This is a genomic window from Enterobacter cloacae complex sp. HYC003_NIDB, from assembly GCF_056673375.1.
Map to the genome: position 1 here is coordinate 3466503 of NZ_CP114220.1, position 23548 is coordinate 3490050.

The following is a 23548-nucleotide window of genomic DNA, read 5'->3' on the forward strand; positions in this document are numbered from 1 at the left end:
TATTGAACACAGGACCACTGGCTGCCATGCAAGAGCAATACCGCCCGGAAGAGATAGAATCAAAAGTCCAGCAACACTGGGACGAGAAGCGCACCTTTGAAGTAACCGAAGACGAGAGCAAAGAGAAGTATTACTGCCTGTCGATGCTTCCCTATCCTTCTGGTCGACTACACATGGGCCACGTGCGTAACTACACCATCGGTGACGTGATTGCGCGCTACCAGCGTATGCTGGGCAAAAACGTTCTTCAGCCTATCGGCTGGGATGCGTTCGGCCTGCCTGCTGAAGGCGCGGCGGTGAAAAACAACACGGCACCGGCTCCGTGGACGTACGACAACATTGCGTACATGAAAAACCAGCTGAAAATGCTGGGCTTTGGCTATGACTGGAGCCGCGAGCTGGCAACCTGTACCCCGGAATACTACCGCTGGGAGCAGAAATTCTTCACCGAGCTGTATAAAAAAGGCCTGGTGTACAAGAAGACCTCTGCCGTTAACTGGTGTCCGAATGACCAGACCGTTCTCGCGAACGAGCAGGTTATCGACGGCTGCTGCTGGCGCTGCGACACCAAAGTAGAGCGTAAAGAGATCCCACAGTGGTTTATCAAAATCACCGCCTACGCTGACGAACTGCTGAACGATCTGGATAATCTGGACCACTGGCCAGATACCGTTAAGACCATGCAGCGCAACTGGATCGGCCGTTCCGAAGGTGTGGAAATTACCTTCAACGTTGAGAACTACGACCAGACCCTGACCGTCTATACCACCCGTCCGGACACCTTCATGGGCGCGACCTACCTGGCCGTGGCCGCAGGTCACCCGCTGGCGCAGAAAGCGGCAGAAAACAATCCGGAACTGGCGACCTTCATCGACGAATGCCGCAATACTAAAGTGGCCGAAGCCGACATGGCGACGATGGAGAAAAAAGGCGTTGATACCGACTTTAAAGCCATTCACCCGCTGACGGGCGAAGCGATCCCTGTCTGGGCAGCCAACTTCGTACTGATGGAATACGGCACAGGCGCAGTGATGGCCGTGCCGGGTCACGACCAGCGCGACTACGAATTTGCCACCAAATACGGCCTGACCATCAAGCCTGTTATTCTTGCTGCTGACGGCTCTGAGCAAGCGCTGACTGAAAAAGGCACCCTGTTTAACTCCGGTGAGTTCAGCGGCCTTAGCTTCGAAGAAGGCTTCAACGCCATCGCCGACAAGCTGGCCTCCCTGGGCGTGGGCGAGCGTAAAGTGAACTACCGTCTGCGCGACTGGGGCGTTTCCCGTCAGCGTTACTGGGGTGCGCCAATCCCAATGGTGACTCTGGAAAATGGCACCGTGATGCCAACGCCGGAAGATCAGCTGCCGGTGATCCTGCCGGAAGACGTGGTCATGGACGGCATCACCAGCCCGATCAAAGCCGATCCTGAGTGGGCGAAAACCACCGTCAACGGTCAGCCAGCGCTGCGTGAAACCGACACCTTCGACACCTTTATGGAATCCTCCTGGTACTATGCGCGCTACACCTGCCCGCAGTACAAAGAAGGCATGCTGGATTCCGATGCAGCAAACTACTGGCTGCCGGTAGACATCTACATCGGTGGCATTGAACACGCCATCATGCACCTGCTCTACTTCCGCTTCTTCCACAAACTGATGCGTGACGCAGGCCTCGTCAACTCCGACGAGCCGGCAAAACAGCTGCTGTGTCAGGGTATGGTGCTGGCAGATGCGTTCTACTACGTTGGCGCGAACGGCGAGCGTAACTGGGTTTCTCCGGTTGATGCGATTGTGGAGCGCGACGAGAAAGGCCGTATCGTGAAGGCGAAAGACGCCGAAGGTCATGAACTGGTGTATACCGGCATGAGCAAGATGTCCAAGTCGAAAAATAACGGTATCGACCCGCAGGTAATGGTTGAGCGTTACGGCGCTGACACCGTGCGTCTGTTCATGATGTTCGCCTCCCCGGCAGATATGACGCTGGAATGGCAGGAATCCGGCGTTGAAGGGGCAAACCGCTTCCTGAAACGCGTCTGGAAACTGGTGTACGAGCACACCTCTCAGGGAGATGCGCCAGCGCTGAACGTGGCTGCACTGAGCGAAGATCAGCAGGCGCTGCGTCGTGATGTTCATAAAACCATTGCGAAAGTCACCGATGATATTGGTCGTCGTCAGACCTTCAATACCGCAATTGCGGCTATTATGGAACTGATGAACAAGCTGGCGAAAGCCCCGCAGGACGGCGAGCAGGATCGCGCCTTAATGCGTGAAGCGCTGCTGGCGGTCGTTCGCATGCTTAACCCGTTCACGCCGCACGTTAGCTTCACCCTGTGGCAGGAGCTGAAAGGCGAAGGCGATATCGACAACGCGCCGTGGCCAGTGGCGGATGAATCCGCTATGGTGGAAAACACCACGCTGGTGGTGGTGCAGGTTAACGGTAAAGTGCGCGGTAAAATTACCGTCGCGGTCGACGCAACCGAAGAACAGGTTCGCGAGCGCGCAGGCCAGGAGCATCTGGTCGCGAAATACCTTGAGGGCGTTACCGTACGTAAAGTGATCTACGTACCTGGTAAACTGCTGAATCTGGTCGTTGGCTAAGCGCGGGAGGAAACGTGCGACAACTGGCAACAATACTCTTATCTCTGGCGGTGCTGGTCACCGCTGGCTGTGGCTGGCACCTGCGCAACACCACGGCAGTGCCTGCTCAGATGAAAACGATGATCTTCGACTCATCCGATCCGAACGGACCGCTAAGCCGGGCCATTCGTAACCAGCTGCGTTTGAACGATGTTGAGCTGATCGAGAAGGGAACCCTGCGTCAGGATGTTCCTTCGCTTCGCGTCCTGAAATCAACGCTGTCACAAGATACGGCCTCGATCTTCCAGGATGGGCGAACGGCGGAATATCAGATGGTGCTTACCGTTGATGCGGCCGTCTTGATGCCAGGTAAAGATATTTACCCTATCAATACCAAAGTCTACCGCTCGTTCTTCGATAACCCGCAGACGGCGCTGGCAAAAGACGCCGAACAGCAGATTATCATCAAAGAGATGTACGATAAGGCCGCGGAACAGCTGATCCGCAGACTGCCTGCCATTGCCGCGTCGACGAAAAAAGGCGCTGACGTCATCGAAACACCGGATGCCAGCACGCCGGATATGCCAACGTCTCTGGGTAACTGATGATCAGGTTGTATCCTGAACAACTCCGCGCGCAGCTCAACGAAGGGCTGCGCGCGGCCTATCTGCTACTCGGCAATGACCCCCTGTTACTTCAGGAAAGCCTTGATGCGGTTCGCCATGCGGCAGCCGCGCAGGGTTTCGATGAGCATCATACGTTCCAGATCGATAACAGTACCGACTGGAACGCTATCTTCTCGCTTTGTCAGGCCATGAGCCTGTTTGCCTCTCGTCAGACAATCCAGATCCTGCTGCCGGAGAATGGTCCTAACGCTGCCATCAATGAACAGCTGGCTATGCTGGTGAGTTTGTTACACGGCGATCTGCTGCTTATCGTACGCGGCAACAAACTCACAAAAGCGCAGGAAAACGCGGCCTGGTTTACCCGGCTAGCCCCCAGTGCGGTGCTGGTCACCTGCCAGACGCCAGAGCAGGCGCATCTGCCAAAATGGGTTGCCGCGCGAGCAAAGCAGCACAATTTGCAGCTGGATGAGGCCGCCAGTCAGCTCCTGTGCTACTGCTACGAAGGCAACCTTCTGGCACTGGCGCAGGCGCTGGACAGGCTCGCCCTGCTGTGGCCCGATGGTAAGCTGACGCTGCCGCGCGTGGAACAGGCGGTGAATGATGCCGCGCACTTTACCCCCTTCCACTGGGTTGATGCGCTGCTGTCGGCGAAAAGTAAGCGTGCTCTGCACATCCTGCAACAGCTGCGCCTGGAAGGGAGTGAGCCGGTCATCCTGCTCCGTACGCTCCAGCGCGAATTACTGCTGCTGAACAACCTTAAACGCCAGTCAGCACACACGCCCCTGCGCGCCTTATTCGACAAACATCGCGTCTGGCAAAACCGTCGGGCGATGACCACGGAGGCGATAAACCGCCTGAGCCAGGAGCAGTTGCGTCAGGCAGTACAACTTCTGATGCGCGCCGAACTGACGTTAAAACAGGATTACGGCCAGTCTGTCTGGGCGGAGCTGGAGAGCCTCTCTTTGCTGCTCTGCCATAAGGCGCTGGCAGACGTATTTATCGATGGGTGATATGCATTCTTTACAGGCAATGTATGGCGGGACCTTCGACCCGGTACACTATGGGCATCTTAAGCCGGTAGAAATCCTCGCGAATTTGATTGGGTTGCAGCGGGTAATCATCATGCCCAACAATGTTCCGCCGCACCGTCCTCAGCCAGAAGCAACCAGCGAGCAGCGTAAAGCGATGCTCGCACTGGCTATCGCCGATAAGCCTCTCTTCACGCTGGATGAGCGTGAACTGCGCAGGGATACCCCTTCCTGGACATCGCAAACGCTGCGGGAGTGGCGCGCTGAGCAAGGGCCCATGAAACCGCTGGCGTTTATCATCGGCCAGGATTCCTTGCTCAATTTTCCCAGCTGGTACCAGTACGAAACCATTCTGGAAAACAGTCATCTGCTGGTCTGCCGCCGTCCGGGCTACCCGCTGAACATGCGCGACGCACAGCATCAGCAGTGGCTTGACGCGCATCTGACGGACAATATAGAAGACCTGCACAGTCTCCCCGCCGGGAAAATTTATCTCGCTGAAACGCCGTGGTTTGATATTTCCGCGACCCTCATCCGCGAGCGTCTCCAGCAGGGTTTAGACTGTGACGATCTCCTCCCCTCGCCCGTGCTGGCCTATATCCACGCACACGGTCTGTATCAGAAAAGTACAGATGTCTGAGCATCGCCGGCGAAATTGTCCGTTAATGATTATCCTGCCTTGACAGGCTAAGCCATACTGATATCCTCCGCTGCCAGACTTTCCCGCCGATCGCTGCTTTACAGAAATTGTTTTACAAAAATGGCGATGCAATCTCAGGCGGAGGGTGGGATGATACCCGCCTTCAAAAGCCGGGCGGTGACATTTGTCCCGCGACTGGCGTCAGTTCAGGTATACTGACTGGCCACGAATTCATAGTTGTACAATCTCATTCACCCAGGGGGAAAACTTGCAGGGTAAAGCACTCCAGGATTTTGTTATCGACAAAATTGATGACCTGAAAGGTCAGGACATCATCGCTATCGACGTTAAGGGTAAATCCAGCATCACCGACTGCATGATCATCTGCACCGGGACCTCAACTCGTCACGTTGTTTCGATTGCTGACCATGTTGTTCAGGAATCGCGTGCGGCAGGGCTGCTTCCGCTGGGCGTTGAAGGTGAAGCGACCGCTGACTGGGTGGTTGTCGATCTCGGCGATGTGATTGTCCACGTCATGCAGGAAGAGAGCCGTCGCCTGTATGAGCTGGAAAAACTCTGGGGTTAATGCGTGAAGTTGCAGCTGGTCGCCGTCGGCACCAAAATGCCGGACTGGGTACAAACCGGTTTTACTGAGTATCTGCGTCGTTTTCCAAAAGATATGCCGTTCGAACTGGTGGAGATCCCAGCAGGAAAGCGCGGCAAGAACGCAGATATCAAACGTATTCTCGATAAAGAGGGAGAACTGATGCTGGCTGCCGCAGGCAAAAACCGCATCGTGACCCTCGATATTCCGGGCAAACCCTGGGATACGCCGCAGCTGGCGCACGAACTGGAGCGCTGGAAGCAGGATGGTCGGGACGTCAGTCTGTTGATTGGCGGACCAGAGGGGTTATCTCCCGCCTGCAAAGCGGCAGCAGAACAAAGTTGGTCACTCTCGGCGCTGACGCTGCCCCACCCGCTTGTACGGGTTCTCGTGGCAGAAAGTTTGTATCGCGCATGGAGCATCACTACCAACCACCCTTATCACCGCGAGTAATGACTGACCAGGGTAATTTAAGCAGCGGATGAAACTACAGAATTCTTTTCGCGACTATACGGCTGAGTCCGCGCTGTTTGTGCGCCGGGCGCTGGTCGCCTTTACGGGGATTTTGCTGCTTACCGGCGTGCTGATCGCCAACCTCTATAATCTGCAAATTGTCCGCTATACCGATTACCAGACCCGCTCAAACGAAAACCGTATCAAGCTGGTGCCCATCGCGCCCAGCCGCGGCATTATCTACGATCGTAACGGCACGCCGCTGGCGCTTAATCGCACCATCTACCAGATAGAGATGATGCCCGAGAAAGTGGATAACGTGCAGGATACCCTGAACGCGCTGAGAAGCGTTGTCGACCTGACTGATGACGATATCGCTGCGTTCAAAAAAGAGCGCGCACGTTCTCACCGCTTCACCTCCATTCCGGTAAAAACCAACCTGACGGAAGTGCAGGTCGCCCGTTTTGCCGTTAACCAGTACCGTTTCCCCGGTGTGGAAGTCAAAGGCTATAAACGCCGCTACTATCCTTACGGCTCCGCGCTGACGCACGTCATTGGTTACGTCTCCAAAATCAACGATAAAGACGTCGAACGCCTTGATAAAGACGGCAAGCTGGCTAACTACGCCGCAACCCATGATATTGGCAAGCTGGGGATCGAACGTTATTACGAAGACGTGCTGCACGGTCAGACCGGGTATGAAGAGGTTGAAGTTAACAACCGTGGCCGCGTGATCCGTCAGCTGAAAGAGGTTCCCCCGCAGGCGGGGCATGACGTCTATCTGACGCTCGACCTGAAGCTACAGCAGTATATCGAGACGCTGCTGGCGGGTAGCCGTGCTGCGGTTATTGTGACCGACCCGCGTACCGGCGGCATTCTGGCGATGGTTTCGATGCCAAGCTACGATCCGAACCTGTTCGTGGATGGTATCTCCAGCAAGGATTACTCCGGCCTGCTCAACGATCCAAACACGCCGCTGGTGAATCGCGCGACGCAGGGGGTTTATCCTCCAGCTTCAACGGTTAAACCGTATGTCGCCGTGTCTGCGCTAAGCGCGGGCGTCATCACCCGCAATACCAGTCTGTTTGACCCCGGCTGGTGGCAGTTGCCTGGCTCTGAGAAACGCTACCGCGACTGGAAAAAATGGGGCCACGGCCATCTGAACGTGACCAAATCACTGGAGGAGTCGGCGGATACCTTCTTCTATCAGGTCGCCTACGACATGGGTATTGACCGTCTGTCTGAATGGATGAGCAAATTCGGCTACGGGCATTACACCGGTATAGATTTGGCTGAAGAGCGTTCCGGCAACATGCCAACCCGCGAATGGAAGCTGAAGCGCTTTAAAAAACCCTGGTATCAGGGTGACACCATTCCGGTAGGGATCGGCCAGGGCTACTGGACGGCAACGCCGTTGCAAATGAACAAGGCGATGATGATCCTCATTAACGATGGCGTTGTGAAAGTGCCGCACCTGCTGCAAAGCACCGTTGAAGACGGCAAAAAAGTGCCATGGATACAGCCGCACGAGCCGCCGGTGGGTGACATTCATTCCGGGTACTGGGAAATCGCGAAAGACGGCATGTACGGTGTAGCCAACCGCCCTAACGGGACGGCGCACAAATATTTCGCTGGCGCACCGTATAAGGTAGCCGCGAAATCAGGTACGGCTCAGGTCTTCGGTCTGAAAGCGAATGAAACTTATAACGCACATAAAATTGCCGAACGTCTGCGTGACCACAAGCTCATGACGGCGTTTGCCCCTTATGATAACCCGCAGGTTGCGGTGGCGATGATTCTTGAGAACGGCGGCGCAGGCCCGGCGGTGGGTACCATCATGCGTCAAATCCTCGACCACATCATGCTGGGTGACAACAACACCGAACTGCCAGCTGAAAACCCGGCAGCCGCTGCGGCGGAGGACCAATAATCATGACGGATAATCCGAATAAAAAATCGCTGTGGGACAAGATCCACATCGACCCTGCCATGCTGCTGATCCTGCTGGCTCTGCTGGTCTATAGCGCCCTCGTTATCTGGAGCGCCAGCGGCCAGGATATCGGCATGATGGAGCGTAAAATCGGCCAGATCGCCATGGGTCTGGTCATTATGGTGGTGATGGCGCAAATACCGCCGCGCGTGTACGAGGGCTGGGCGCCCTATCTCTATATTTTCTGTATTATTTTATTGGTGGCAGTAGATGCTTTCGGCGCCATCTCGAAAGGGGCGCAACGCTGGCTGGATCTGGGGATTGTCCGCTTCCAGCCGTCGGAAATCGCCAAAATCGCCGTCCCGCTGATGGTGGCGCGTTTTATTAACCGCGACGTCTGCCCGCCGTCGTTGAAAAATACCGCCATTGCGCTGGTGCTGATTTTCCTGCCGACGCTGCTCGTGGCCGCACAGCCGGACCTCGGTACTTCAATTCTTATCGCCCTCTCCGGCCTGTTCGTCCTCTTCCTGTCCGGCCTGAGCTGGCGTCTGATTGGTATCGCCGTGGTGCTGGTTGCCGCGTTTATCCCCATCCTCTGGTTCTTCCTGATGCATGATTACCAGCGTCAGCGCGTTATGATGCTGCTCGATCCCGAGACCGATCCGCTGGGCGCAGGCTATCATATTATTCAGTCGAAGATTGCGATTGGCTCCGGAGGCCTGCGTGGTAAAGGCTGGCTGCACGGTACGCAGTCGCAGCTCGAATTTTTACCGGAACGCCACACCGACTTTATCTTTGCCGTTCTGGCTGAGGAGTTAGGGCTGGTTGGCATCCTGGTGCTGCTTGCACTCTACGTGCTGCTGATCATGCGAGGTTTGTGGATTGCCGCGCGCGCGCAAACCACCTTTGGTCGCGTGATGGCAGGCGGATTAATGTTGATTTTGTTCGTTTATGTCTTCGTAAATATTGGTATGGTGAGTGGTATTCTGCCGGTTGTTGGCGTACCGCTGCCGCTGGTGAGTTACGGGGGCTCGGCACTGATCGTGTTGATGGCCGGGTTTGGTATCGTCATGTCGATCCATACCCACAGGAAAATGTTGTCCAAAAGCGTATAAAAATAAGGGGATCGCAATGCGTAAGCAGTGGCTGGGGATCTGCATCGCAGCAAGTTTACTTGCCGCCTGTACAAGTGATGATGGTCAGCAACAGGCAACCGTCGCGCCGCCGCAGCCTGCGGTCTGTAATGGCCCGATTGTTGAGATTAGCGGTGCCGATCCCGTTTATGAACCGCTGAACGCCAGCGTGAATCAGGATTATCAGCGCGACGGTAAAAGCTATAAAATCGTTCAGGATCCTTCCCGTTTCAGCCAGGCTGGCTTTGCTGCCATCTATGACGCTGAGCCCGGCAGCAATCTGACCGCGTCGGGTGAAACCTTCGATCCGATGCAGATCACGGCGGCACACCCGACGTTGCCTGTCCCGAGCTATGCACGCATCACTAACCTGGCGAATGGCCGAATGATCGTGGTGCGTATCAACGATCGCGGCCCTTACGGCACCGATCGCGTGATCTCCCTGTCCCGCGCGGCGGCCGACCGTCTGAACACCTCAAACAATACTAAAGTGCGTATCGACCCGATTATCGTGGCGCAGGATGGTTCACTGTCTGGCCCGGGCACGGCCTGTACCACGGTCGCGAAACAGACCTATGCCCTGCCCGCTCGCCCGGATCTGAGCGGTGGTATGGGGGGCGCTTCAACGCCGGCAGAGCCCGCACAGCCGCAGGGTGAAGTGCGTGCTATCAGCAACGATACGCTGCAAAGTGAAGACGCGACCGGCGCCCCGGTGAAAAGCAGTGGTTTCCTTGGCGCACCCACCACGTTAGCGCCGGGCGTGATTGAATCAAATGAACCTGCCCCAGCGCCTGCGCCCGTCGCTGCTGCACCCGCTACACAAGCCGCCCCGGTGACCGCGCCTGCTGCTACGCAGACTGCGGCGCCTGCGACGGCGAGCGGCAGCTACGTGGTTCAGGTTGGCGCCGTCAGCGATCGGACCCGTGCAGAGCAATATCAGCAGCGTTTAAGCAAGCAGTTTGGCGTGCCAGGCCGCGTTGAGCAAAACGGTGCGGTATGGCGTATCCAGATGGGTCCGTTTGCCAGCAAATCGCAGGCAGCGTCCCTGCAACAGCGTTTGCAGAGCGAGGCGCAGCTCCAGTCGTTTATCGCTGTTGCAAAATAATTATTCGGTGGTATCCGAAATGTCAGTTTGTGTAAAGCACGTTAACACTCTCATGATGAAAGTCGGATGCCTGCCCGTATAGCATTTGCTATAGTAAGGCACTTTTTTTAATTCCATTACGGATGTCGTAGTTCTGACCATGAAGACCACTTTTTCTGCTCGTTTTGTGCAGCGCATGGCGCTGACCACGGCCCTTTGCGCTGCTGCGTTCTCCGCAGCTCACGCGGACGACCTGAACATCAAGACCATGATCCCTGGCGTTCCGCAGATCGACGCGGAATCCTACATCCTGATTGATTACAACTCCGGCAAAGTTCTGGCAGAACAGAACGCCGATGCCCGCCGCGATCCGGCCAGCCTGACCAAAATGATGACCAGCTATGTTATCGGCCAGGCCATGAAAGCAGGCAAATTCAAAGAAACCGACCTGGTGACCATCGGTAACGATGCGTGGGCAACCGGCAACCCGGTGTTCAAAGGTTCATCGCTGATGTTCCTGAAGCCAGGCATGCAGGTTCCGGTCTCTCAGCTTATCCGTGGCATCAACTTGCAGTCCGGTAACGACGCCTGCGTGGCCATGGCCGATTTTGCAGCGGGCAGCCAGGACGCGTTTGTGGGCCTGATGAACAGCTACGTCTCCGCCCTGGGCCTGAAAAACAGCCACTTCCAGACCGTTCACGGCCTGGACGCCGAGGGTCAGTACAGCTCCGCGCGTGACATGGCGCTGATCGGTCAGGCGCTGATCCGCGATGTGCCAAACGAGTACTCTATCTACAAAGAGAAAGAGTTCACCTTCAACGGCATTCGTCAGACCAACCGTAACGGCCTGCTGTGGGACAACAGCCTGAACGTCGACGGCATCAAAACTGGCCACACCGATAAAGCCGGCTATAACCTGGTGGCCTCCGCCACTGAAGGCCAGATGCGTCTGATCTCTGCCGTGATGGGGGGACGTACGTTTAAAGGCCGCGAAACGGAAAGCAAAAAGCTGCTGACCTGGGGCTTCCGCTTCTTCGAAACCGTGAACCCGCTGAAAGCCGGTAAAGAATTTGCCTCTGAACCTGTCTGGTTTGGCGATAACGATCGCGCTTCCCTGGGCGTGGACAAAGATCTCTATCTGACGATCCCACGCGGTCGTATGAAAGATCTGAAAGCCAGCTACGTGCTGAATACCACCGAGCTGCACGCCCCGCTGCAAAAGAATCAGGTCGTGGGTACGATTAACTTCCAGCTGGATGGCAAAACCATCGATCAGCGCCCGCTGGTGGTGCTGGAGGAAATTCCTGAAGGCAATTTCTTCGGCAAAATCATTGATTACATTAAGCTGATGTTCCATCACTGGTTTGGTTAAAAATCGAACACTTGAAAGTGTGATTTTGATCCCCATATACTACGTATCAGTAAAACTCCCGCCCCGTGGCGGGAGTTATTATTTTTTATACACACGCCGGAGCTGACATGAAAACCAAACTTAACGAACTGCTTGAATTCCCTACCCCTTTTACTTACAAAGTAATGGGTCTGGCGAAACCTGAGCTGGTTGATCAGGTGGTTGAAGTGGTACAGCGCCATGCGCCGGGTGACTACTCTCCATCAGTCAAACCGAGCAGCAAAGGTAACTACCACTCGGTCTCAATCACCATCACTGCGACACATATTGAGCAGGTTGAGACGCTGTACGAAGAGCTCGGCAATATCGAAATTGTTCGTATGGTGCTGTAGTCCCTCAGCGGTTACCCGGTTTGCCGGGTAACCCACTTCCCCGCTGTGATATACTCCCCGTTACCTATTCTCCCTTGTCTTCGGAGACGTCCTTTTGTACCAGGATAAAATTCTTGTCCGCCATCTTGGGCTACAGCCTTACGAGCCAGTCTCTCAGGCTATGCATGACTTTACCGATATGCGCGATGACACCACCCCTGATGAAATCTGGCTGGTTGAACACTTGCCGGTGTTTACTCAAGGCCAGGCAGGAAAAGCCGAACATTTATTGATGACGGGTGATATCCCGGTGATCCAGAGCGATCGCGGTGGACAGGTAACCTACCACGGCCCGGGCCAGCAGGTAATGTATGTCCTGCTTAACCTGAAACGCAGAAAGCTGGGCGTGCGTGAGCTCGTGACCTTACTGGAACAAACCGTGGTGAACACGCTCGCTGAGTACGGTATCGATGCTCACCCTCGCGCCGATGCCCCGGGCGTCTACGTGGGAGAGATGAAGATCTGTTCGCTGGGGCTGCGTATCCGTAAAGGCTGCTCGTTCCACGGGCTGGCGCTGAATATCAATATGGATCTGACCCCTTTCCAGCGCATCAACCCATGCGGGTATGCCGGTATGGAAATGACGCAAATGCGCCAGTGGGTCGATACCGCCACCCCTGAGAATATCCGCCCCGTGCTTCTGAAGAAGTTTTTAGCGCTGCTTAACAATCCTGACTACGAATATATTGCTGCTTAACACACTTCCGACAGTGGTTCGGTTATTTGACCAGCCACTGCTTAATTGCCGCATTTACGCTTTACAATAAACCGCATATTCTATATTTTCGAGTCGCCCATATATTAGCGTCCCATATTAATTAGAACCTTAATAGTACCATCACCGGGTATCGTGTAACGTGCGTGATAATCACCCAACTGCTTGTTTTCGATAAACAAGGGAAACTTGCGAAACACTTTACGAATCTCTGCAAGCATAATAAATAAATTCAACTATCATTCATATTGTGAATGGATACGGAGTAAGAGCGTGGAGCCTACTAATTTACCAGCCAAACGCCTGAATGAAACCAGCGGCGAAGATAAGCCGCAAATTTTCCGGACTTTACGTAATATTGATCTCAATTTATTGACTATTTTTGAGGCGGTATATGTCCACAAAGGTATCGTTAATGCTGCGAAAATTCTTAATCTCACGCCCTCCGCTATTAGCCAGTCAATTCAAAAATTGCGCGCGATATTTCCCGATCCCTTATTTATTCGTAAAGGCCAGGGCGTAACCCCCACCGCGTACGCCACCCATCTGCATGAGTACATCAGCCAGGGTCTGGAATCGATTCTGGGCGCGCTGGATCTCACCGGCAGTTACGATAAGCAACGAACCATCACCATAGGCACCTCTCCCTCTGTGGGCGTTCTGGTCATGCCCGCTATTTACCAGGCTGTTAAACAGCATGCGCCACAGCTGCTGATCCGCAACGTGCCCGTTAACGATCCGGAAACTCAGCTGGCACAATTCCAGACGGACCTGATCATCGACAGCAACAGCTTCGCGGCCAGGGCATTAGGGCATAACGTTCTCTATACCGACTCTCTGGCGCTCGTGTGTCGTCAGAGTCATCCTGCTTTGGGCGCAGCTTTGACGCCTGAAAATTTGCGTCATTACGAACATGCAACCTTTATGTCCGAGGGGCAGGGTCCGGATCCGCTGCGCCAGCGTATTGACGAACTGTTCCCGGACCGTCTGATCAGCTTCAGCAGTTACAATATGTTTACCCTCGCGGCCCTTATTGGCAGCAGCGATTTGCTCTGTATTATGCCTGTGCGTCTCTTCACTCTGCTTCAAAAGTGCTGGCCGCTGGAGAGCATTCCATTGAGTCAACTTACGACGGAATCTGTTGAAATCTCACTGCATTATAACAAGCTAAGCCTGCGCGATCCGGTGCTGGAAAACGTCATTAACGTGATCCGCCAGGCGTTCTGATCCCGCCTTTCAGCACAAGCCCCTGCCGCAAGCGGGGCAAAAGGCACAAAACAACAACTATTTTACAAATTGGCGACCTGGCAGGCTGCTTTATCGCCCCTTTAAATGATATACTGCCTGTCGTTCGTTCAAAAATAGTTGATAATTACAACATTCCCTTGAATTGAAACGCTTTCCTTCGATATTCGCAACTGGAACACGCACGCTATGAGTAAACCCATTGTGATGGAACGCGGTGTTAAATACCGCGATGCCGATAAAATGGCCCTTATCCCGGTTAAAAACGTGGCTACAGAGCGCGAGGCGCTGTTAAGAAAACCGGAATGGATGAAAATCAAACTTCCGGCCGACTCTTCGCGTATCCAGGGGATCAAAGCGGCGATGCGCAAAAATGGCCTTCACTCTGTCTGTGAAGAGGCCTCCTGCCCTAACCTTGCTGAATGTTTCAATCACGGTACCGCGACATTTATGATTCTGGGTGCCATCTGCACCCGCCGCTGTCCGTTCTGTGACGTTGCCCATGGCCGTCCTGTTGCGCCTGACGCAAACGAACCGCAAAAACTGGCGCAGACGATTGCCGATATGGCGCTGCGTTATGTTGTTATCACCTCCGTTGACCGTGACGATCTGCGCGATGGCGGTGCTCAGCATTTTGCTGACTGTATTACCGCCATCCGCGAAAAAAGCCCGAACATTAAGATTGAGACGCTGGTGCCAGACTTCCGTGGCCGTATGGATCGCGCGCTCGATATCCTGACCGCGACGCCACCAGATGTGTTCAACCACAACCTGGAGAACGTACCGCGTATCTACCGACAGGTACGTCCCGGTGCAGACTACAACTGGTCGCTGAAGCTGCTGGAGCGCTTTAAAGAAGCCCATCCGCATATTCCAACCAAGTCCGGCCTGATGGTCGGCCTGGGTGAAACCAACGCTGAGATCATTGAAGTGATGCGCGATCTGCGCCGCCACGGCGTCACCATGCTGACGCTGGGCCAGTACCTCCAGCCAAGCCGTCACCACCTGCCTGTACAGCGTTACGTGAGCCCGGATGAGTTCGATGAAATGAAAGCCGAAGCGATGGCGATGGGCTTTACCCATGCCGCGTGCGGTCCGTTTGTTCGCTCCTCTTATCACGCCGATATGCAGGCGAAGGGCGAAGAAGTGAAATAAAGCTGTAAAATTTATTTACAGTAAAACAAAAAACCGGCCTCGTGAGCCGGTTTTTTTATGCAAGCCTTGCAGCATTGCCATTACTCTTTGTGTGAAAGCTTCTGTGCAGTGATGTCATCTTCGGCGCTTTTCTTTGCTGCCGCGTCGTCATCGTTCATTGCTTTCTTAAAGCCCTTAATGGCAGCACCCAGGTCTCCACCCAGCGTGCGTAACTTCTTGGTACCGAACAGCAGGACGACCAGTGCGGCAACCACCAGCAGTTTGGTAATACTAATCTCACCCATAAATACCTTCTTTACATGAAACAGGCTGCATTCCGCCAAAAAACCTGAACGTATTAACGGTCATTTGGCGCGTGCACACAATAGCAATCTGTAACAAGGTGAATCAAGCATTGTTGAAAAAAACATCACATTAATTGCGGTGGCGCAAACCTGCGGTTGCGCAGAACAGGTAATTGCTGACGCGCAAGCGCTATTCGGGCGAAAATTATCTCCGTCAGCAATAACGCAGGTGTCTCCGCTGCTGCCGCAACCGTCACCCCCAGCGGATCGACAACCCTGCTCTGCCCGATATTTTTGTTACCACATTCACCCGCGGCTACCACGTAACAGGTGGTATCCAGCGCGCGTGCTGCCAGCAGCGTCGCCCAGTGATGCTCCTTAAGCGGTCCTTTGACCCACGCGGCAGGCAGAACCAGCACCTCGGCCCCCTGCAATGCCAGGTTCAGCGCCAGCTCGGGAAAACGGATATCGTAGCAGGTCATCAGGCCAATCTTAAAACCCTCGACCTCAATCAGCGGCGGAATTACACTCCCCGGATCGACCAGGCGCGACTCCTGAACGCTGAACGCATCATACAGATGAAGTTTGGCGTAGCTCGCGACGATGGCACCCTCACGTATCGCCACCAGCGTGTTTACCGCGCGCCCCGGCGAGGACGGAATATGGACCGTCAAGATGGTGGTGAGCGTGTTGCCAACGCTTTCGGCCAGCAGTCGTTTCAGAAACTCCCCTTCCAGCGTTTGCGCAGACTTTACCGACAGGTCTGGATCGCCATCATCACGGGCCAGTAACGCCTCGGGAAGTACCAGCAACGACGCCCCCTTTTGCTTCGCCTGATGCATCAGGGAGACGCATTTTTCCGCGTTTTCATTCCAGTCCGGCGTCACCGCGAACTGCCCTACTGCAACATACATAATTGTCTCCCGGTTAAAAACAGCGTTACACTCGACGCACTTACACAGCAAATAGCAGGTATTGACAGTGTTACAACTACTTATAGCCGTTTTTATTGGTGGAGGCACGGGTAGCGTTGCGCGGTGGCTCTTAAGCATGCGGTTTAACCCCCTGCATCAGGCCATTCCGATGGGGACACTGGCGGCAAATCTGATCGGGGCGTTTATTATTGGGATGGGGCTGGCCTGGTTTAATCGCATGACCAACATCGACCCTATGTGGAAGGTTCTGATTACAACTGGTTTCTGCGGCGGTTTAACAACGTTTTCTACCTTCTCTGCGGAGGTGGTCTTTCTGTTTCAGGAAGGCCGGATGGGCTGGGCGCTGACCAACATTGCCGTTAACATGCTTGGCTCGTTTGCGATGACTGCGATCGCATTCTGGTTATTTTCCTCCGCCAGCGGACATTAAGCGCGGCAACCTTAATGTTGGCTTAATTTTTCTCTGTCACTCTTGGCTCAATATTGAATGAGGGTGATAGCATGAAAGAAACTCTGTCAGGCGTGGGTATGGTATTGCTAAGCGTCGCGATTGTGGCCAGCTTCCTGAAGATCTATCTTATTGGTTGATTCAGAACGAAAAAAACCCGCTCATTGAGCGGGTTTTGAAATTCTTGCTGACGCGTCTGAATTACAGAGCGATTACGTTAGCAGCAGAAGGGCCTTTGGCACCGTTAGTGATTTCGAACTCTACGCGCTGACCTTCAGCCAGAGTTTTGAAACCATTAGACTGGATTGCAGAGAAGTGTACGAACACGTCTTTGCTGCCATCTTCAGGAGTAATGAAACCGAATCCTTTGGACTCATTAAACCACTTAACGTTACCTTTAATCTTAGACATCAAAATTACCTTTACATTAAAAAACGACACAAATGCTGTGTCGGGTATCAGTACAACAATTGTGAGGCGTTTTGTCCAGCGGATCTTTGATAAAAAGTGACAAAAGTCGCGTTAATTTTCGCTGTTCGATTTTTATCCTTTACATTTCAATATCTGTGCGTTTTTTGGCCGATTTAGCAGAAAAATTCAGTTAAAACTGAAACCGCATCCAGGCAAAGTAAACGTTACCGTTGTTATAGGTACCCGGTATGTAGGTCATCTGAAACGTTGCCGGACCATAGCCGATGGAGGCAAGCGGCAGCAGTACCGGAACAGGAATGTATTTCCAGTTATCACGCGCCGTGAACCCTGCCGTATAGCCCAGCCCCAGACGGAAGTTGTCGTCTGATAACGGGCGCCAGGTTTTTTCCCAGCCGTAGCCACCAATAGGCTCCCATTTATTGTAGGAGTCCTTAAACGCCATCAGGTACAGGCCATGCCAGTTACCTTTTTCATCCCAGCGAGACTGACCGAAGCCGGCCCCCCACGGACGCTCGTTATAACGGTCAGTTTTTTCTTTATCGTAGGCAAAACGTGCATGCCACGTAATGGCCGGAATATAGAGATCGTAATGCTCAGGTTCGTTCCATGTTTGCGCGACGTTATCCGTGAAGGTGGTGAACCAGCCTTTATCCGCTGTATTGCTGTCTGCATTAACCGCAGACGCAAACGATAACTGCCCAATAATAAACAACAAAATCAGGGGGAATTTAATTCGTACAATCACAATGCCATTACCATATTTAGTATTCGGTGCAGACCTTAACACAGAATACTTGAATGAACGCTTAACAGCATGAGTGTTATTCCTAATTACCATCCCGTTCCTGGGAATAATCTGAGGATACATAAACTGCATGCCTGAATAAGCACATGCAGTTGACATATTTAACGTTGATGTAACAATTTGTAGAGTGCGGGAATAACTAACATCGATAATAACGGTGCCGTTACCATGCCACCAATCATCGGCGCGGCAATACGTTGCATCACCTCTGAGCCACTCCCACTGCCCCACATGATGGGCAGCAGTCCCGCCATAATAGTGGCGACCGTCATCACCTTCGGACGCACGCGCAGAACGGCACCTTCGTGGATCGCCCGCATCAGCACCGTATTTCCCCCTTCTGGCTCCAGCCTGTGATATTTATCGAGCGCATGATTCAAATAAAGAACCATAATTACGCCGAATTCTGCCGCCACTCCGGAAAGGGCGATAAAGCCAACGGCCCCCGCCACTGACAAATTATATTCAAGCAGCCACAGTAACCACACGCCCCCAATAAGCGCGAAAGGCAATGTCCCCATTATTATCAGGACATTTGATATCCGCCTGAAGGTTAACCATAAAAGGACGAATATAATCATCAGCGTGACAGGTAAGACTATTTTGAGCGTCGCGGTCGCCCGTTCCAGATATTCAAACTGCCCGGACCAGGAGAGAGACACGCCCTGCGGCAATACCACCTTCTCCTCCACCCGTTTTTGCATTTCATCCACGGCGGACTTCAGATCGCGCCCGCGCAAGTCCACGTAGATCCAGCTGGAAAGGCGCGCGTTTTCACTTTTTAGCATCGGTGGGCCTTCCGTCACGACGATATCGGCCAATTCCCCCAGCGCCACCTGGCTACCGCTGGCGGTCACTACCGGCAACACCCGCAACGTGTCGACGTTATCACGCAAATCGCGGGGATAACGCAGGTTGATGGGATACCGCTCGCGTCCCTGGATCACCTCGCCAATGTTATCACCCCCGACCAGCGTGGAGACCAGGCTTTGCAGTTCATCGACGGAAACGCCGTAGCGCGCCGCTTTTTGCCGGTCGATACGTATATCCACGTAGCGCCCGCCTTCCAGACGCTCCGCCAGCGCAGAGGAAACGCCAGGAACGTCCTTCACCACCTGCTCAATCTGCCGGGCCACGCGCTCAATGTCGGCAATATTATTGCCGTTCACCTTAATGCCGACCGGGCTTTTGATCCCGGTTGCCAGCATGTCCAGGCGGTTACGGACAGGCGGCACCCACACATTGGCAATACCCGGCAGCGACACGGTTTTATCAAGCTCCTCCACCAGCTTTTGCGGCGTCATTCCTGGCCGCCACTGCTCGCGGGGCTTAAAGTGAATGGTTGTTTCCAGCATGGTTAATGGCGCGGGATCGGTTGCCGACTCCGCGCGACCGGCTTTGCCAAACACGCTCGCGACCTCCGGTACGCTTTTGATCAAGCGGTCCGTCTGCTGAAGCAGCCGCGATGCCTCGCGAGCAGAGATCCCCGGCAGCGTGGAGGGCATATAGAGTAAATCCCCTTCATCCAGCGGCGGCATAAATTCGCTGCCCAGGCGGCTCAGCGGCCAGAGCGTGGCGATCAGCAGCAGACATGCCAGTGCCAGCGTCATTTTCGGGAAGGTCAGTACCTTGTCCAGCAGCGGCTCATACAGGCGGATCAGGAGGCGGTTGATCGGGTTTGCCTTCTCATCCGGGATTTTCCCGCGAATGAAAAAGCCCATTAGCACCGGCACCAGGGTGATCCCAAGCCCGGCGGCCACGGCCATCGACCAGGTTTTGGTGAACGCCAGCGGCGAGAACATTCGCCCCTCCTGCGCTTCCAGCGAAAAAACCGGTATAAATGACAGCGTGATGATTAACAGGCTGCAAAACAGCGCTGGTCCCACTTCAACCGCCGCCTTTTCCGCCAGACGCCAGTATTCCCCCGGCGCGGGCTCCTTGCCCGGATTATCATGCCGCCACTGCTCCAGCACCTTGTGCATGTTTTCAATCATCACAATTGCCGCATCCACCATCGCCCCGATGGCAATGGCGATCCCGCCGAGCGACATCATATTCGCGTTAATGCCCTGATAGTGCATCACCACAAAAGCACCGAGGATCCCCAGCGGCAGAGAGACCATCGCCACCAGCGCGGAGCGCAGGTGGAAAAGGAACAGCGCGCACACCAGTACCACCACGGCAAACTCTTCGAGCAGCTTGTGCGTCAGCGTTTTGACCGATTCCTCAATCAGCGTGGAACGATCGTAGACCGGAACAATCTCGACGCCCTGCGGCAGCGTTTTTTGCAGCTTGCTCAGTTTCGCTTTTACCGCACGAAGCGTTTCCAGCGCATTCTGCCCGTAGCGCATCACGATCACGCCGCCAGCGACCTCCCCTTCACCGTTAAGCTCCGCCACGCCCCGGCGGATCTCCGGGCCAATGCCAATGGTGGCGACATCTTTCAGCAGGACAGGTACGCCATCGCGGTTGGCGATCACCACATTGCGAAAATCCTCCAGCGAGCGCAAATAGCCCGTTGTCCGCACCATATACTCCGCTTCGCCCATCTCCAGCAGGGCGCCGCCGCTCTCTTTATTGGCGGCCTGCACCGCGCCGGATAGCTGGCTGTGGGTAATATTCAGCGCGCGCATCTTCGCCGGGTCCGCCACGATCTGATACTGACGCACCATTCCGCCAATGCTTGCCACTTCAGATACATTCGGTACCGTCTTAAGCTCGAACTTAAGCGTACAGTCCTGAAGGGCCCGCAGATCTGCCAGGCTGTGTTTTCCACTACGGTCGATCAGCGCATATTCGTAGAGCCAGCCCACGCCCGTCGCATCTGGCCCCAGCGACACCTTCACGCCTGGCGGAAACTGCGCCTGTACCTGGCTTAAATATTCCAGCACCCGGGATCGCGCCCAGTAGAGATCGGTGCCATCCTCAAACAGCACATACACATAAGCGTCACCAAACATTGAAAAACCACGCACGGTTTTAGCTCCCGGCACAGACAACATGGAGGTTGTCAGGGGCCAGGTCACCTGATCTTCAATCACCTGCGGCGCTTTTCCGGGGTAACTCGCTTTGATAATGACCTGCACATCAGACAGATCGGGCAACGCGTCCAGCGGCGCGCGCTGCACCGCCCACCAGCCCCAGCCGGCCATCATCAGCGCGGCCAGGATCACCAGCAGGCGGTTACACAACGAGGCGCGAATCACAGCGGCAATCATGGCGTCACCTCCGGCATCACGCTACGCAGGCTGGCTTCGGAATCAATGAGGAATTGCCCGGACGTCACCACCTTATCGCCCTCTTTGACCCCGGACAGGATCGCCGTCCAGCCCTGCGCCGTCAGGCCGGTTGTCACCGTCACAGGCTGGAAATAACCGTCCCCGGTGGCCAGCAGCAGACGCGCAGACTCTCCGCTGTTAATCACCGCCTCTTCCGGCACCGCCAGCACCGGCGGGCCTTTCATCTCTTCCGCACGCCTGACGGAGAGGTACATGCCTGGCTTCAGCTTATGTGCGGTATTTTCCAGCACGATACGGGCTTTCAGGGTTCGCGTGGTCGCCTCCATCTGCGGCAGCAATTCGCTGACCGTGCCGTGGAATTGCTCCCCCGGCCAGCTTTCTGACGTTGCTACCACGTTGCTGCCCACTGCCAGAGACTGCGCCTGCGTTTGCGGGTAGTCGACCACCAGCCAGACCGGATCGAGGCTGGCGATCTCAAACAGCGGCGCCGTTGCGGTGATTTGCGCCCCTTCCCGCACGTCCAGCTTCACCACATAGCCCGCCCGGTCAGCGCGCAGGGTGAGCGTGGTCTGCGGCTTACCGCTACGCTCCAGCAAACGAATGACCTCTTCCGGCATAAACTGCAACGCCAACCGCTCGCGTGCGGCGCGGGTCAATGCGGCATCGCCAAGCTGACGAACCGCGAGATACTCCTGCTGGGCGGTGGTCCATTGCGGGATCCACAGTTGCGCCAGCGCCTCTCCGGCTTTCACCTGCTGCTGTGGCGCATTAACAAACAATTTTGACACCACGCCATTGGCCGGGGCTGACACCACCGAGACGTTACGTTCATCCGTTGCAACCGTGGCAAAGGCCGAGAACGGCGAAACCAGCTGGCGCATCTCAACGTTGGCGGTTTTCATCCCCAGGTTTTGCTGCTGTTGAGTGCTGATGGCCACGCCCGACGCCGCCTGTGCTTCATCGGCGTAGCGCGGGACCAGATCCATATCCATAAAGGGGGATTTACCCGGCTTATCGAAGCGCTGACCGGGCACCATAGGGTCGTACCAGTAAAGCACCTTACGTTCAGAGGGTTGTGCAGCCGCAGCCGGCTGATGCGTCTGCTTCTTTCCGACAAAATAGCCGCCAGCGGCAGCTATCGCGATGGCAATCGCCATTAACGTTGTTTTTTTCATTGCGCCAGCTCCTGCGGGATCAGCCAGTTCACGGCAGCCCAGGTTCGCGCCATTTCGCGCTCCGCCTGGTTCACCGCCAGTTCCGTATCCAGTACGCCACGACGCGCCTCCAGCAGGGCCGGAAGCGCCGACTGTCCAGAGCGATATTGCGCCGTCAGTACCGCCAGCCGTTGACGCTGCAACGGCAGTACCTCGTCCCGCTGTCGCTGCCACACCGTTTGCGCAGCCTGATACTGCGCCACCAGCGTTTGCACCTGGGCAATGTGTTCGCGTTTGAGCAGCGTCAGTTGATCCACCGCCTGCATTGAGCGGGAAACATCGGCGGCGTAATCCTTGTCCTGACGTTTTGACTGGAACAAAGGCAGATCCACGCTGAACATCACGCCAGCCATATCGTCATAGCCTTCGGCGCGGTGGGCGTAATAGACCTCCACATCCACATCGGGTATCGCCGCCACGGCAGATTGCGCTGAACGCGCTTTCGCGGTCTCGGCTTCACGTCGTGCGGCCTCCACTTCCGGGTGCCTGACGATCCCCTCCTGCAACGTTTTTTCATCGGCAGGAAGACGTTGATAGCGCGGCAGCGGACCGCGAACCGCCGTAATCGCGTGCCCCGTTAGCTCCAGCAGACGGCTTTGCGCCAGCTGCACATCCCGCTGCGCCAGCGTCTCTTTGTCGCGCATGGCGCTGAGGATCATTTGCAGGGCCAGTACGCTGTCCGGCGTGGCGCTTCCCGCCCCGACGCTCGCCTTCTGCACGCCCCGCTGGCGTTCGGTTTCACGGACCAGCGTTCTGGCCGTGTTCAGCGCCTGCTGGGCCAGCGCCAGATCCAGCCAGGCCTGGGCGGTATCACGCTGAAGCGCGGCGCGGACGGCCTCGGATTTTGCCAGCACGCTTCGCGCCTGCGCCTGAAAGGTCTGCGCTTTACGTTCCCGCTTCTCTGAGCTGACGTAGCTTTGCATGATGCCAACCTTCTGCATGGTCATCCCTTCGCGCGTCAGCCGCCGATCGTTGCTGCCCTGTACCGGCACGTTTTCGATACCGAATTTCAGTTTTGGGTCAGGTAATTGCGTGGCGGAATCCGCCATCGCATCCAGCGCCTGCGCTTCGTTACGGCTGGCAGAGAGTTCTGCCGAGTAGCGCTGGGCTTCGGTCAGGGTGTGTTCGAGCGTCCACGGCTCCGCCTGCGCGGCGGAGGTTAACAGGCCGAACAACACCCCACCGAGCCACAGGCTCAGTGTGTGTTGTTTCATGGTGACCTC

22 protein-coding genes are annotated in these 23548 nt (G+C 55.3%); 15 read left to right on the forward strand and 7 right to left on the reverse strand.

The features are described 5' to 3' along the window. The first annotated feature begins 26 nt into the window (after positions 1–26). From leuS to lipA, 14 genes are all read left to right on the forward strand, one after another. A complete protein-coding gene (gene leuS / locus O1722_RS16540) occupies positions 27–2594 on the forward strand; it encodes a leucine--tRNA ligase (protein ID WP_479954354.1) in 2568 nt (855 codons plus the stop codon). A gap of 14 nt (positions 2595–2608) precedes the next feature. Then, the gene (gene lptE / locus O1722_RS16545) at positions 2609–3178 is read left to right on the forward strand and encodes an LPS assembly lipoprotein LptE (protein WP_006809628.1); all 570 of its coding nucleotides are present in this window, start codon (positions 2609–2611) and stop codon (positions 3176–3178) included. Then, positions 3178–4209 carry a DNA polymerase III subunit delta gene (gene holA / locus O1722_RS16550; protein ID WP_032671314.1) on the forward strand — a complete coding sequence of 344 codons (1032 nt, stop codon included), beginning with the start codon at positions 3178–3180 and terminating at the stop codon, positions 4207–4209. Before lptE ends, holA begins: the two co-directional genes overlap by 1 nt. Then, entirely contained in the window at positions 4202–4867 is a 666-nt protein-coding gene (gene nadD / locus O1722_RS16555) for a nicotinate-nucleotide adenylyltransferase (RefSeq protein ID WP_033486409.1), read from the forward strand. The genes holA and nadD overlap by 8 nt, the downstream gene beginning before the upstream one ends. A 268-nt stretch (positions 4868–5135) precedes the next feature. Beyond that, on the forward strand, positions 5136–5453 hold the full coding sequence (gene rsfS / locus O1722_RS16560; protein ID WP_003858696.1) for a ribosome silencing factor: 318 nt from the start codon (positions 5136–5138) through the stop codon (positions 5451–5453). 3 nt (positions 5454–5456) lie between these two features. Continuing rightward, on the forward strand, positions 5457–5924 hold the full coding sequence (gene rlmH / locus O1722_RS16565) for a 23S rRNA (pseudouridine(1915)-N(3))-methyltransferase RlmH (protein ID WP_003858701.1): 468 nt from the start codon (positions 5457–5459) through the stop codon (positions 5922–5924). Between the two features lie 28 nt (positions 5925–5952). Beyond that, positions 5953–7854, forward strand: coding sequence for a peptidoglycan DD-transpeptidase MrdA (gene mrdA / locus O1722_RS16570; protein ID WP_015571138.1), 1902 nt, complete (start codon positions 5953–5955; stop codon positions 7852–7854). A gap of 2 nt (positions 7855–7856) precedes the next feature. Then, positions 7857–8969: a peptidoglycan glycosyltransferase MrdB gene (gene mrdB / locus O1722_RS16575; RefSeq protein WP_015571139.1), complete on the forward strand. Its 1113-nt coding sequence runs from the start codon at positions 7857–7859 to the stop codon at positions 8967–8969. A 16-nt stretch (positions 8970–8985) separates the two neighbouring features. Further along, positions 8986–10092, forward strand: coding sequence for an endolytic peptidoglycan transglycosylase RlpA (rlpA, locus tag O1722_RS16580; protein ID WP_032652961.1), 1107 nt, complete (start codon positions 8986–8988; stop codon positions 10090–10092). Between the two features lie 139 nt (positions 10093–10231). Then, positions 10232–11443 (forward strand): D-alanyl-D-alanine carboxypeptidase DacA, encoded by a 1212-nt coding sequence (dacA, locus tag O1722_RS16585; protein ID WP_003858714.1) that lies wholly within the window; start codon positions 10232–10234, stop codon positions 11441–11443. A gap of 107 nt (positions 11444–11550) precedes the next feature. Then, positions 11551–11814 (forward strand): DUF493 family protein YbeD, encoded by a 264-nt coding sequence (gene ybeD / locus O1722_RS16590; RefSeq protein ID WP_003858718.1) that lies wholly within the window; start codon positions 11551–11553, stop codon positions 11812–11814. Positions 11815–11908: 94 nt separating this feature from the next. Beyond that, a complete protein-coding gene (lipB, locus tag O1722_RS16595) occupies positions 11909–12550 on the forward strand; it encodes a lipoyl(octanoyl) transferase LipB (protein WP_017382471.1) in 642 nt (213 codons plus the stop codon). Positions 12551–12841: 291 nt separating this feature from the next. Further along, positions 12842–13795 carry a YbeF family transcriptional regulator gene (locus O1722_RS16600; RefSeq protein ID WP_032647690.1) on the forward strand — a complete coding sequence of 318 codons (954 nt, stop codon included), beginning with the start codon at positions 12842–12844 and terminating at the stop codon, positions 13793–13795. Positions 13796–14002: 207 nt separating this feature from the next. Continuing rightward, positions 14003–14968 (forward strand): lipoyl synthase, encoded by a 966-nt coding sequence (lipA, locus tag O1722_RS16605; protein ID WP_006809637.1) that lies wholly within the window; start codon positions 14003–14005, stop codon positions 14966–14968. 80 nt (positions 14969–15048) lie between these two features. On the opposite strand, the gene tatE is transcribed toward lipA, so the two are convergent. Further along, complete coding sequence (gene tatE, locus O1722_RS16610) at positions 15049–15252, reverse strand: twin-arginine translocase subunit TatE (protein WP_003858723.1); 204 nt, start codon at positions 15250–15252, stop codon at positions 15049–15051. A 125-nt stretch (positions 15253–15377) separates the two neighbouring features. Continuing rightward, positions 15378–16166 carry a deaminated glutathione amidase gene (locus O1722_RS16615; protein WP_033486410.1) on the reverse strand — a complete coding sequence of 263 codons (789 nt, stop codon included), beginning with the start codon at positions 16164–16166 and terminating at the stop codon, positions 15378–15380. Positions 16167–16233: 67 nt separating this feature from the next. On the opposite strand from O1722_RS16615, the gene crcB reads away from it, so the two are divergent. Then, positions 16234–16617, forward strand: a complete 384-nt coding sequence (crcB, locus tag O1722_RS16620; protein ID WP_017382474.1) for a fluoride efflux transporter CrcB — start codon at positions 16234–16236, stop codon at positions 16615–16617. 219 nt (positions 16618–16836) lie between these two features. On the opposite strand, the gene cspE is transcribed toward crcB, so the two are convergent. The 5 genes from cspE to O1722_RS16645 all read right to left on the reverse strand — a co-directional run bounded on the left by cspE (position 16837) and on the right by O1722_RS16645 (position 23539). Continuing rightward, on the reverse strand, positions 16837–17046 hold the full coding sequence (cspE, locus tag O1722_RS16625) for a transcription antiterminator/RNA stability regulator CspE (RefSeq protein ID WP_002439184.1): 210 nt from the start codon (positions 17044–17046) through the stop codon (positions 16837–16839). A gap of 190 nt (positions 17047–17236) precedes the next feature. Next, positions 17237–17812, reverse strand: a complete 576-nt coding sequence (gene pagP / locus O1722_RS16630; RefSeq protein ID WP_017382475.1) for a lipid IV(A) palmitoyltransferase PagP — start codon at positions 17810–17812, stop codon at positions 17237–17239. A gap of 161 nt (positions 17813–17973) precedes the next feature. Next, positions 17974–21090, reverse strand: coding sequence for an efflux RND transporter permease subunit (locus tag O1722_RS16635; protein ID WP_100151219.1), 3117 nt, complete (start codon positions 21088–21090; stop codon positions 17974–17976). Continuing rightward, on the reverse strand, positions 21087–22286 hold the full coding sequence (locus O1722_RS16640) for an efflux RND transporter periplasmic adaptor subunit (RefSeq protein ID WP_023303290.1): 1200 nt from the start codon (positions 22284–22286) through the stop codon (positions 21087–21089). The genes O1722_RS16635 and O1722_RS16640 overlap by 4 nt, the downstream gene beginning before the upstream one ends. Further along, the gene (locus tag O1722_RS16645; RefSeq protein ID WP_023303289.1) at positions 22283–23539 is read right to left on the reverse strand and encodes a TolC family protein; all 1257 of its coding nucleotides are present in this window, start codon (positions 23537–23539) and stop codon (positions 22283–22285) included. Before O1722_RS16645 ends, O1722_RS16640 begins: the two co-directional genes overlap by 4 nt. Between the last annotated feature and the right edge of the window lie 9 nt (positions 23540–23548).